The 12,049-nt window shown below is 52.0% G+C and carries 9 protein-coding genes; 6 read left to right on the top strand and 3 right to left on the bottom strand.

What is annotated here, in order from left to right; translation table 11 throughout:
* Positions 1-172: 172 nt before the first annotated feature.
* On the bottom strand, positions 173-682 hold the full coding sequence (locus D6M16_RS06650; RefSeq protein WP_120511125.1) for a DUF2062 domain-containing protein: 510 nt from the start codon (positions 680-682) through the stop codon (positions 173-175).
* A 44-nt stretch (positions 683-726) separates the two neighbouring features.
* Here D6M16_RS06650 and D6M16_RS06645 point away from each other — a divergent pair, with 44 nt between their 5' ends.
* The 5 genes from D6M16_RS06645 (at position 727) to kdsB (ending at position 6,862) form a co-directional block, all read left to right on the top strand.
* Positions 727-3,027, top strand: a complete 2,301-nt coding sequence (locus D6M16_RS06645) for a DNA internalization-related competence protein ComEC/Rec2 (protein WP_120511124.1) — start codon at positions 727-729, stop codon at positions 3,025-3,027.
* Between the two features lie 143 nt (positions 3,028-3,170).
* Complete coding sequence (gene msbA / locus D6M16_RS06640; protein WP_120511123.1) at positions 3,171-4,928, top strand: lipid A ABC transporter ATP-binding protein/permease MsbA; 1,758 nt, start codon at positions 3,171-3,173, stop codon at positions 4,926-4,928.
* 14 nt (positions 4,929-4,942) lie between these two features.
* The gene (gene lpxK, locus D6M16_RS06635) at positions 4,943-5,956 is read left to right on the top strand and encodes a tetraacyldisaccharide 4'-kinase (protein WP_120511122.1); all 1,014 of its coding nucleotides are present in this window, start codon (positions 4,943-4,945) and stop codon (positions 5,954-5,956) included.
* The gene (locus tag D6M16_RS06630; protein ID WP_027253299.1) at positions 5,937-6,116 is read left to right on the top strand and encodes a Trm112 family protein; all 180 of its coding nucleotides are present in this window, start codon (positions 5,937-5,939) and stop codon (positions 6,114-6,116) included. Before lpxK ends, D6M16_RS06630 begins: the two co-directional genes overlap by 20 nt.
* Positions 6,116-6,862, top strand: coding sequence for a 3-deoxy-manno-octulosonate cytidylyltransferase (gene kdsB / locus D6M16_RS06625; RefSeq protein WP_120511121.1), 747 nt, complete (start codon positions 6,116-6,118; stop codon positions 6,860-6,862). Before D6M16_RS06630 ends, kdsB begins: the two co-directional genes overlap by 1 nt.
* Before the next feature lie 100 nt (positions 6,863-6,962).
* On the opposite strand, the gene exaC is transcribed toward kdsB, so the two are convergent.
* Positions 6,963-8,483 carry an acetaldehyde dehydrogenase ExaC gene (gene exaC, locus D6M16_RS06620; RefSeq protein WP_120511120.1) on the bottom strand — a complete coding sequence of 507 codons (1,521 nt, stop codon included), beginning with the start codon at positions 8,481-8,483 and terminating at the stop codon, positions 6,963-6,965.
* 284 nt (positions 8,484-8,767) lie between these two features.
* On the opposite strand from exaC, the gene D6M16_RS06615 reads away from it, so the two are divergent.
* Positions 8,768-10,549, top strand: coding sequence for a sigma-54-dependent Fis family transcriptional regulator (locus D6M16_RS06615; RefSeq protein ID WP_120511119.1), 1,782 nt, complete (start codon positions 8,768-8,770; stop codon positions 10,547-10,549).
* A gap of 73 nt (positions 10,550-10,622) precedes the next feature.
* On the opposite strand, the gene D6M16_RS06610 is transcribed toward D6M16_RS06615, so the two are convergent.
* The gene (locus D6M16_RS06610; RefSeq protein ID WP_120511118.1) at positions 10,623-12,011 is read right to left on the bottom strand and encodes an L-cystine transporter; all 1,389 of its coding nucleotides are present in this window, start codon (positions 12,009-12,011) and stop codon (positions 10,623-10,625) included.
* Between the last annotated feature and the right edge of the window lie 38 nt (positions 12,012-12,049).

Raw genomic sequence — 12,049 nt, 5'->3', positions numbered from 1 at the left:
GTATTGATGCCAATGATACACAGCCGCGAATCAATATTATCTGGCTTCCAAACAGACAGTGTTTTTCTGCACCACACAAATATACGTTATAAAAAAACCTCGCATTAGCGAGGTTTTTTTATGGTTAATCGTTGGCGTTTATTGCCCGGAGAGTGATGACCGAGAGCGTTTATTACCGGAAGCGCCGGCGGTTCCAGCTTCTGACAACAGAATAACGCCAGAATCCCCGAATGCCGAAGTAGCCAATCAATGCACAAATTGTCCCGCAGACTAAACAGCCCAGAAGAAATGGTGGGCCAATCTGGTTCATCTGCTGTTCAAGGAAGGCCCAGGACAGCTCGAAATGGAAAGGCTGATAGGGCACGTTCATCAGCCATGCCCCGAGCTTGTATGCCGCGTAGAACATGACCGGCATAGTAATTGGATTGGTAATCCACACCAGGGATACGGAAAGCGGCAGATTGACGCCAAACAGTATGGCTAACCCTGCAGCCATGATCATCTGGCTGGGTAAGGGGACGTATGCCATAAACAGCCCCACCGCGAATGCGCCAGAGGCGGATCGGCGGTTCAGACACCACAGGTTAGGGTTATGCAGCACAGTACCAAAAACTTTCAAAGCCTTGTGGTTTTTAATCATCTCTGGGCTGGGCAAGAAACGTTTTATCAGTTGTCTTGGCATCGTCTGTCGTTATTTTTAATGGCTGTTAGCGTCAGGTTGTCATGATGTTACAGATGACAGCCGGTTTATCCATTGGCGTTTTGTCACTTCACTACTGGCAATCCTTACCAGACTACAAATGGTTTATTACAGCCATGATTATAGGTGGAGCGATATTTTTCTGTTTGCGTATCAACTTGTTTCTTGCGATCGCAATAGGTGGGCTCTGGGCATGGGTAACTGCTGTTGACTATAGCAAGGCAGTCAATAGCCTTCCTCATGAGCGCGGGAATATTACCATAGTTGGCGAAGTTCGCAGCCTAATTAATCATAATATTCTTGATAAGCGATTCATTTTTGTTGCTGAGAGTGTGAAGGAACGCGATCTTCTGCGAAAAGATGAGATCCGTTTATTGCTTGACTGGCCTGCGGTTACGCATCTCAAGCAAGGGCAAAGGTATCGGCTGGATATCAGGGTTCGTCGGCCCAACGGACGTGCAAATATCGCCGGATTTGATGCTGAACGTTACGCGGTGGGGAACAGTATCCATGGTACAGGGACCGTTATTGCCGGTACCTTGCTGTCGCAAAATGGCAAAATGAGTTTGCGTCAGCGCTGGTTTGATAGTGCGGTGCAGCAAACGGATGGTTTCACCTACCGTGCCTACCTGCTAGCGCTCGGTTTTGGCGAGAGAGATGGCTTAGATCAGGATGACTGGTCGATACTTCGCGATAGCGGACTGGCTCACCTTATGGCGATATCCGGTCTGCATATCGGACTGGTTGTCGTGATGGGATGGGGCATCGGAAGCCGGGTCCGGGGTGCCTTGCCTGAGTCCGGACATTGGCTCTGGTTACCTTTCTGGCTGGCGTTATTGCTGGCCTATGGCTACGCCTGGCTGGCCGGATTCAGTCTTCCCACTCAGCGCGCCTTACTGACATCGGTCTTGTGCCTGCTGATGATTCGTTGCGGTGTGGTGTGGAGTGGACTGCAACTATGGTCTGTGATACTGGCCTGTTGTCTGATACTCAATCCGCTGGCGTCATACTCGGCCGGATTGTGGCTGTCATTTGGCGCTGTGCTGGTTCTGTATCTGGCTAATACTGGCGGTATCCGGCGACGAAAGCAGGCTGAGCTGGTTGGTATGCCCTGGCGCGAGACAGTCCGTGTTTATGTGCTGCTGCAGTTGGCACTGCTGGGATTAATGTTGCCGTTGCAGTGGTTCTGGTTTGGCGGGGTCTCGCTGGCGGCGCCGCTGATCAATTTACTCGCAGTGCCCTGGGTCAGTCTGGTGACTGTGCCCTGTGTGCTGATCGCAGTCGTCACTATTGCTGTGCCTGGTCTCTCTGGTGTGTTCTGGCAGTTAGCCGACTGGTCTCTGCACCCGGTTATCGCCCTGGCAAGTTTGGCTGAAGGTGCCTGGTGGCCACTGTCAGAAAGCCTGTTTATCGTCTTGCTGGCAATGGTGACGGGTATTGTGCTGTGCTGGTTTTTGCCCTGGCGACGTTTTCTGTGTCTGCAGTTGAGTCTGGTATTGGCATTGTGGGGACTTAGTCACTGGAACAAGTCCCAATCGCTTGATCCTGACAGCTGGCAGGTCGATATGCTGGATGTCGGGCATGGGCTGGCGATACTGATTCAGCGGCAAGGCAGGGCTGTGCTTTACGATACCGGAAACAGCTGGCCGGGAGGGAGCATGGCTCTCTCGGTTATTGAGCCGGTATTAAGACGGCAGGGCATTCGCCATCTGGACGGTTTCATCCTCAGTCATGCCGATGCCGATCATGCTGGCGGGACACCTGATGTGATAACACGTCTGAATCCGGCCTGGCTGCGCAGCAGTGACAAGCGCGAGGGTTTTGCGCCTTGTGTTCGCGGCCGCTTATGGCACTGGCAGGGATTGACGTTCAAGGTGCTCTGGCCCCCCAAAAGGGTCAACAAAGCCGCCAACCCGCATTCTTGCGTGATACAGGTGAATGACCAGCGGTTAAACCCTGAGTCTGAGACATCGCTTTTGCTAACCGGTGACATTGATGCGATTTCGGAGTTGCTGCTCGCCAGGCTCGAGCCGGATCTGAAAGCAGATATCTTGCTGGTGCCTCATCACGGCAGTAACTCATCGTCCACTCAGACCTGGTTAGATTCGTTGCAGGCGACATACGCCTTAGTCTCTGCAGGTAAATACAGCCCCTGGTCACTCCCAGCGGAGCAGGTCAAACAGCGTTACCTGATGCAGGGTTTACACTGGCTGGAGACAGCTGAAGAGGGTCAGATCAGCCTGCGCATCAAACAAGGCCAGGTAACGTTATCACGCTATCGCAAAGAGAGTCGGCTACACTGGTATCAACCACTTTTCAGACCCTGATTGCGCCTCTCAAACTTGGCCTGAACGAATAAAAAAGCATCGCTTTTCAGGATATAAGAGGTAACAGAGCCTTGTAACTTACTTGGTGCATGACCCGTTAACGAGTAGAATAACCGCCACTAACAGATAACAATCGGTTTTACATGATACAAGCTAACGATCAATCCACCTGGGATACGTTCAAACGACTCTGGCCGTCAATCAGCTTATACAAAGCGGGTTTGATTGCTGCCGTTTTCGCACTGATCATTAATGCAGCCAGTGATGCATTAATGTTATCAATGATCAAACCTTTGATGGATGAAAGCTTTGGCGGTCTGAACAGCGTAGACTCCAACTTTTTGGCCATGATGCCTTTTTATCTTTTGGGGTTGATGCTGGTTCGTGGCTTGAGCGGCTTTGTTTCCACTTATTGTCTGTCCTGGGTATCGGGCAATGTTGTGATGAATATGCGCCGACAGGTGTTCAACCACTTCATGACGATGCCGGTCAGTTTTTTTGACAAAGAATCGTCCGGTGCACTCTTATCCCGCATTACTTATGACACTGAACAGGTTGCCTCAGCAACCAGTGGTGCTCTGGTTAGTCTGGTTCGTGAAGGCGCAACCATTATTGCGCTGATGGGGATGATGTTCTGGAACAGCTGGCAGTTGTCTGCCATTTTGCTGGTGATTGCGCCTGTGGTGGCTGTCAGCATTCGCGTGGTGTCAAAGCGCTTTCGCCGCATTTCTAAAAATATGCAGGACACCATGGGATCTGTGACCTCATCTGCCGAACAGATGCTGAAAGGCCACAAAGTGGTATTGAGCTATGGCGGCCAGCAGGTCGAGAAAAACCGTTTTGAGCACGTCAGCAATCGCATGCGTCAGCAAACCATGAAGCTGGTGTCGGCTCAGGCGATTGCCAACCCTGTTATTCAGCTTATTGCGTCAATGGCGCTGGTGGCTGTGCTGATCCTGGCCAATACCGAAAGTCTGCGCAGTGAACTGACTCCCGGCACATTTGCCCTGATCTTTGGTGCCATGTTCGGCATGATGCGACCACTCAAAGCGCTGACCAATGTCACCTCTCAGTTTCAGCGTGGTATGGCGGCGTGCCAGACACTTTTCGGTATTCTGGAGTTGGAAACCGAAAAAGATCACGGCACTTACGAAACCCAGCGCGTGAAAGGGGATGTGGCCTTTAAAGATGTCACCTTTACCTATCCGACCAAAGATACTCCGGCGCTGCGCAATGTCAGTTTTGATTTACCTGCGGGTAAAACACTGGCCCTGGTTGGTCGATCGGGTTCGGGTAAAAGCACGATTGCTAATCTGCTAACCCGTTTCTATGACATAGATTCTGGCCTGATTACCATAGATGGGCGTGACATTCATGATTACAAACTGGCAAATCTGCGCGATCAGGTAGCAATTGTGTCGCAAAACGTGCACCTCTTTAACGACACCATAGCCAACAATATCGCCTATGCCAGTGGCGACAAATACAGCCGGGAAGATATAGAAAAAGCGGCTGAACTGGCTTATGCCATGGACTTTATCCGGAGTATGGATCAAGGACTGGATACGGTTATCGGCGAAAACGGCGTCAGCTTATCCGGTGGTCAGCGTCAGCGTATCGCGATTGCCCGTGCTCTGTTACGTGATGCACCTGTACTGATACTCGATGAAGCCACATCGGCGCTGGACACTGAATCTGAGCGCGCGATTCAGGCCGCATTGGATGAGTTGCAGAAAGACAAAACCGTGCTGGTCATTGCTCACCGTTTATCGACTATTGAAAATGCCGATGAAATTCTGGTGGTGGATGAAGGTGAGATCATTGAACGTGGTGTCCATGCCGCGCTGCTGGAAAAAGACGGCGCCTATGCGCAGTTGCACCGAATCCAGTTTGGCGAATAAGCAGAGCGGGTCTCATGGCAAATCTGATTGAAAAAATCTGGTTTGAGCGCCACCCGGCAGGGTGGGCGCTGGCACCTGTCTTCTGGCCACTGAGCAAGCTGTTTGGCTGGATTAGCCGCCGTCGTCGTCATGCATTCCAATCCGGTAAAAAAGTGGCGTACCGTGCCTCTGTTCCTGTGGTCGTAGTCGGTAATATTACTGCAGGCGGAAACGGTAAAACACCGGTCGTTATCTGGCTGGTGGAACAACTTCAGGCACAAGGGGTCGCTGTCGGTGTGGTATCCCGCGGCTATGGCGGCAAGTCAGACCATTACCCATTGCGCCTGAGTGAGCGCACAACCACGGCGGAAGCGGGTGACGAGCCGGTCTTGATTGCCCGTCGTACCTGTGCTCCTGTTGTGGTTTCCCCGAACAGGTCAGAAGCGGTACAAATGCTGGAAAAAGACGTTGATGTCATTATCACCGATGATGGCCTTCAGCATTACGCGCTCGCCAGAGATATTGAGATTGTCGTCATTGACGGCCAACGCCGCTTCGGCAATGCACAGTTGATCCCTATGGGTCCACTGCGCGAGCGTTGTGACCGACTGAGCGAGGTCGACTTTCTGATCTGCAATGGTGGCGAAGCCCGGGACAACGAAATTGCCATGCAGCTTGAGCCCGGTGAGCTGGTGAATTTGCTGACGGGCGAACGACGGACACCAGACAGCCTGCAAAAGGTCGTGGCTATCGCCGGAATCGGTCATCCTCCGCGGTTTTTTGCCACCTTAAATGCACTGGGCGTGGCGCCGGTACATTGTCAGGCCTTCCCGGATCACCAGGCTTTTGAGGCCAGTGAACTGGAAGCGTTGGCTGGGCAAGGTGAACACCTGGTAATGACTGAAAAAGATGCAGTGAAGTGTCAGGCATTTGCCCGGCAAAATTGGTGGTATCTGCCTGTTGATGCCAAACTTTCAGAGCCTCAGTCAATTGAACTGCTGAACAAAATTATAGAAGTGAAGGAAGAATATGGATCACCGTCTGCTTGAAATCGTTGCTTGTCCGGTATGCAAAGGCAAACTGCACTTTGATAAAGACAATAATGAACTGATTTGTAAATTTGATCGCCTGGCTTATCCGATTAATGACGGCATTCCAGTTCTGCTGGAGCCGGAAGCGCGCACTTTGAGTGCCGATGAGGTGATGTAATGGCATTCACTGTCATTATTCCGGCTCGTTACCAATCCTCCCGTTTGCCGGGTAAACCGCTGGCAGATATCGCCGGGAAACCGATGATCCAGTGGGTGTACGAGCAAGCCAGCAAAGCCGGTGCCAGACAGGTTATTGTGGCGACGGATGATCAGCGTATAGCGGATGCTGTGACAAGCTTTGGCGGTGAGGTGTGCCTCACGCGGGCAGATCATGAATCCGGTACTGAGCGCCTCGCTGAAGTGGTCGAGAAGTACCAGCTCGCAGCTGATGAGATAGTGGTGAATGTTCAGGGGGATGAGCCGATGATCCCGCCAAGTATTATTCGTCAGGTGGCGGATAATCTGGCCCGCAGTGACGCGCCTATGGCTACCTTGGCGGTTGAGATTGACCACGCTGATGAAGTGTTTAATCCCAATGCCGTGAAAGTCGTCATGGATAAAAACGGTTACGCGCTGTATTTCAGCCGGGCTTCCATTCCCTGGGATCGCGATAATTTTGCCAAGCGCCCGCAGGAGATCCATCAGAACCTGCTGCGCCATATCGGCATCTATGCCTACCGGGCCGGCTTCATTAATACCTACATCAACTGGGAACCCAGCGCACTCGAAAAAATAGAGTCGCTGGAGCAACTGCGTGTGCTGTGGCACGGCGAAAAAATTCACGTCGATGTCGCCATTGATCCGCCTCCGGCTGGGGTAGACACACCGGAAGATCTGGAAAAAGTGCGTCAGATGATTCGGTAAGATGGATCTGTCGACATGAAAACAGCCGGCCACCAGGCCGGCTGTTTTATTTGTCACGTCTGAACACCGTTATCGATAGAGTTTCAGGCAATATGGTGGATCAGAAGAAACCCAGCGGATTGACATCATAGCTCACCAGCAGGTTTTTGGTGTTCTGATAATGATCCAGCATCATCTTGTGGGTTTCGCGGCCAATCCCGGATTTTTTGTAACCCCCAAAGGCTGCGTGCGCCGGATAGGCGTGATAGCAGTTCACCCAGATCCGGCCAGCTTCAATGCTTCGTCCCATCCGGTAGGCGCGGTTGGCATCCCGGGTCCAGACTCCGGCGCCCAGACCGTATTCGGTGTCATTGGCGATCGCCAGCGCTTCGGCTTCGTCCTTGAAGGTGGTAATAGCAATCACCGGACCAAAGATTTCTTCCTGGAAAACGCGCATTTTGTTATGGCCTTTCAGCAGGGTAGGTGAAATGTAATATCCGGATGCAAGCTCCCCGTTTTGTTTGGCGATATCGCCACCGAACAGGACTTCTGCCCCCTCCTGACGCCCGATTTCGAGATAGCTCAGAATCTTATCGAATTGCTCCTGTGACACCTGCGCACCCACTTGGGTCTCAGTGTCGAGTGGGTTGCCTTGCTGAATGGTCATGGCCCGCTCTATGACTTTGGCGATGAATTTATCATAGACAGACTCCTGCACCAGCACGCGGGACGGGCAAGTGCAGACTTCTCCCTGGTTAAAAAATGCCAGCAGTAAACCTTCTACGCATTTATCCAGATAGGCATCTTCGTGATCGAAAATGTCTTCAAAATAAACATTGGGTGATTTGCCGCCGAGCTCGACGGTGGAAGGGATCAGGTTATCGGCGGCACATTTCAGAATGTGGTTACCGATTTCTGTCGAGCCGGTGAAAGCCAGTTTAGCGATACGCTTGCTGGTGGCCAGCGCCTGACCGGCTTGATTGCCATAGCCGTTGACAACGTTGACGACGCCAGCCGGGATCAGGTCACCTATGGTTTCCATCAACACCAGAATTGAGGTAGGTGTCTGTTCCGCGGGTTTCAGCACCACGCAGCAGCCTGCAGCCATTGCCGGCGCCAGTTTCCAGGCGGCCATCAGCATAGGGAAATTCCAGGGAATGATCTGGCCGACAACACCGACAGGCTCAGGGAAATGGTAGCTGGCGGTATGGGCGTCCAGTTCTGCCGCAGAGCCTTCCTGCGCCCGGATACAACCGGCGAAATAACGAAAGTGATCCACCACCAGAGGCAGATCGGCGGCGAGGGTTTCCCGCACCGGTTTGCCATTTTCCCAGCATTCTGCCACGGCCAGCATTTCCAGATTGGCTTCAATACGATCGGCAATTTTCAGCAGAATATTGGATCGTTCTGTCACACTGGTGCTGGCCCATTGGGCGCGAACTTCATGCGCGGCATCCAGAGCCAGCTCAATATCAGCCTCGCCGGAACGGGCTACCTGACAGTATTCCTTGCCGTTAACCGGTGAGACATTTGCCAGGTATTGTCCTGAAACCGGCTTAACCCACTTGCCGCCGATGTAATTGTCATAGTGAGACTTGAAATTGATGATAGCGTCAGCAGAACCTGGTTGAGCGTAGATCATAGCAATATTCCTTTCCTGTTGATGTGATGAACTAACGAGTCGGTGTGAGTTTTTTTATCCATATTTTCATGGTGATAGCCTGACTCAGGCTGTTTATCTTCATGACAGACAACGCAAATTGCAGGCCAACAGGGCAGACTTGTTGTTAAATAAATGTAACACTATGATTAATAAAATTTTTCAATTTTGGTGCTGTTATCGGCATCAATGTGTTTGACCGCTGCCAGTGTTCCGTTATTTATCAGTTACCTGTGGAACACTGTACCAAAATGGAACACTTGAACATGCCGACTCAAGCAAGTACTTCACAGTTGGATTGGCTGGCTGACTCCTGGCGTCGTTGCCAGTTAGCGGGTTTGAATGAGAGCCAAACACCGGAAAATATCCGGCTGAACAATGAACAGCTGGACGAGAGGCGAGCGCTGGCTGGCAAGCTGATTGCGCTTGTCGAACAGTTTGCCGTCCCGCTGTTTAATCAGGTTTTTGCGGGGACCAACAGCCGTCTGTTGCTGGGTGACACTGAAGGCGTGATCATCAAAGCGTGGGGACAGGTCCGTTTTGAAAAACGCCTTACCGCCATTTCACTGGAGTCCGGAGTCTGCTGGCAGGAAGGCGTAAAAGGAACCAATGCGATAGGTAATGCACTGACCGAGAAGCAATTTATCACAGTGGTTGGTGATCAGCATTTTATCCGTCAGCACCGCTTTATCAGTTGCTCGGCCGGGCCAGTGTTCAGCGCTTCCGGCGAATTGCTTGGTGTGCTGGATATTACCAGTGAACAGCAGGTGCATTCTGAACAAACCCGGCTGCTGGTGCAGAATATGGTCCAACTGGTCGAGAATGCGCTGCTGTGTCAGTTGCCTAATGCCATGATGCGCATTGATTTAGCTTGTGATAAAGCCTTATTGCAAACAGGCTGGCAGGGAATATTAGTGACGGATGAAGAAGGGCGGATACTGGCTCACAATACGGTGGCAGAGCGGCTGTTGGGACAGACACAGGTATTGGGGCGTCAGTTGGATGAGATTATGGCCGATACTCGAAAAGGTACGTCCGATACTCAGTCTCTGATCTTTGAAAAGCACCCAATAATGCCAGCCACAGTATCGGGTTACCGTCGTACCAGTACCTTGTCGCCATCTTGTCCGCTGCACTTTGGTGATGACAGGATAGAGCGTGCCTGGCAGCAAGCCTGCAAGTTGATCGAGAAAGATATCAGCTTACTAGTACTGGGTGAAACCGGTGTGGGTAAAGGCGAGTTTGTGAAACAGCTGCATCGTCAAAGTTCTAGGCGGCATGCGCCACTGGTCGCGGTCAACTGCGGGGCGTTATCACCCGCTTTAATAGAGTCGGAATTATTCGGGTATGTGCCGGGTGCTTTTACCGGTGCCAGCCGTCAGGGTCAGAAGGGACGCATTAGGCAAGCGGATAAAGGGATATTGTTTCTGGATGAAATCGCAGACATGCCGTTAACGGCGCAAACCCGTCTGCTGCATGTTTTACAGGAAAAAGAAGTGCTCCCGGTCGGTGCGAATCAGCCGGTAACCGTGGATATCCGTATCATAGCCGCAACCCATAAAGATCTGGCAGAAGCGGTGGAAAAAGGGCACTTTCGCGAGGATTTGTACTATCGGCTTAACGGCTTGATTCTGACCTTGCCGGCTTTAAGAGAGCGACAGGACAAAGTGGCACTGACGGAAGCCATTTTGCAACAATACAGTGACTCCGCTATGTCTGTCTGCCCGTTACTGGCAGCGCGGATGGCCAGTTACCATTGGCCCGGCAACATTCGTGAGCTGGATAATACGCTCAAAGTCGCGGCGGTGCTGGCAGAAGGCGAAGCTGAATTAACACTGGCGCATTTGCCTCAGCATCTGGTGGCACAACTACCTGATATCACGTTGAGTGAATCCCCAGATTCGGCCAGTAAACTTGAGACCACAATTTCAGAAACCTTGCTTGATACCTATCGCGCAAACGGCGGTAACATTTCCCGCACCGCGAAAGTGCTGGGTATCAGCCGCAATACTTTGTACCGGCGCTTACGAAAAATGGGCATGACATAAGAATGTGTCAGCCCTGAATGCAAACAGCCCGGTCAATGACCGGGCTGTGGATTAATAACGATAGTCAGATTCGTCAGGCGTTGGCCCGCTCACCACTGATTTCTTCATCGCTGTCGAAAATGCTGTTGTCAGCCTGGCCCAGCACCCGGGATGTTACTGTACCGGCAGTCATTGCGCCGCTGACATTCACTGCAGTACGACCCATATCAATCAGAGGCTCAATGGAAATCAGCAGGCCAGCCAGTGCCACCGGCATATCCAGTGCCGACAGCACGATAATCGCCGCAAACGTTGCCCCGCCACCGACACCGGCAATACCGAAGGAACTGATAGTGACGATCGCAATCAAGGTCATCATAAAGCCCGGATCCAGCGGGTTAATACCCAGGGTAGGGGCAATCATGACCGCCAGCATGGCAGGATAGAGACCAGCACAGCCGTTCTGACCCATGGTGGCACCGAAAGAGGCAGAGAAGTTAGACACTGCTTCACCGTTACCCAGCTTTTTCACCTGAGTTTCAATATTCAGCGGCAGGGTGCCTGCGCTGGAACGCGAGGTGAAGGCAAACGTCAGCACCGGCAGGATTTTTTTCAGGAAGCGCACCGGGTTGACACCGACACCGGCGACCAGGATCAGGTGCATTACCAGAATCAGCCCCAGGCCGACGTATGAAGCCACGACAAAGTTCAGCAGATTCAGAATATCGCTGTAGTTAGAGCCGGCAACGACTTTGGTCATCAGAGCCAGTACGCCGTAAGGTGTCAGAGCCAGTACCATACGTACCAGCGTACGGACCACTTCCTGCGCAACATTGACGAAAGTTTCCAGGCTCTTACCCAGTTCAGGCTGAGTGCGGATAACCGTCAGGCTTGCCACACCAACAAAAGCCGAGAAGATCACCACTGCTATGGTGGACGTTGGACGGCTGCCGGCCAGATCGGCAAACGGATTGCCAGGGAAGAAAGAAATAATCATGTCAGCCAGAGACAGGGTTTCTACCGAGGCCAGACGGGTTTGCAGCGCTTCGCCGCGGGCAATTTCACGCGCACCCTGCACAATGCCTTCAGCACTCAGGCCAAACAGGTTGCTGACCAGAATGCCGATCAGGGCAGACACGGCTGTGGTTGCCAGCAAGATGCCAATGCTCAGGCCTGAGATCTTGCCCAGTGAACCGGCATTTTTGACTTTAACGATAGCGGCAATAATCGACACCATGATCAAAGGCATCACAATCATTTTTAACAGGCTGACATAGCCTGAACCGACAATACCGACATACTTAAGCGTGGTGGCAATGGCTTCATGTCCGGCGCCGTAAATAAACTGTAGCGCAGCACCGAAAATGACACCCAGCCCCAGGCCGGTAAACACACGCTTGGACAGGGTTTGATCACTTTTTTGTTGTTTCACCAGAAAGGCAATCAGCAGCGCAAATACCGCCAGGTTCACGATTAGATACATACATCTCTCTATTCATAAGGTATCCAGCCTGCATAACA

Origin of the sequence: Photobacterium salinisoli (assembly GCF_003614885.1) — a bacterium.
In the GTDB taxonomy this organism is placed as follows: domain Bacteria; phylum Pseudomonadota; class Gammaproteobacteria; order Enterobacterales; family Vibrionaceae; genus Photobacterium; species Photobacterium salinisoli.
The sequence above is the reverse complement of the archived record's forward strand: the minus strand, read 5'-3'. Positions and strand labels throughout refer to the sequence as shown.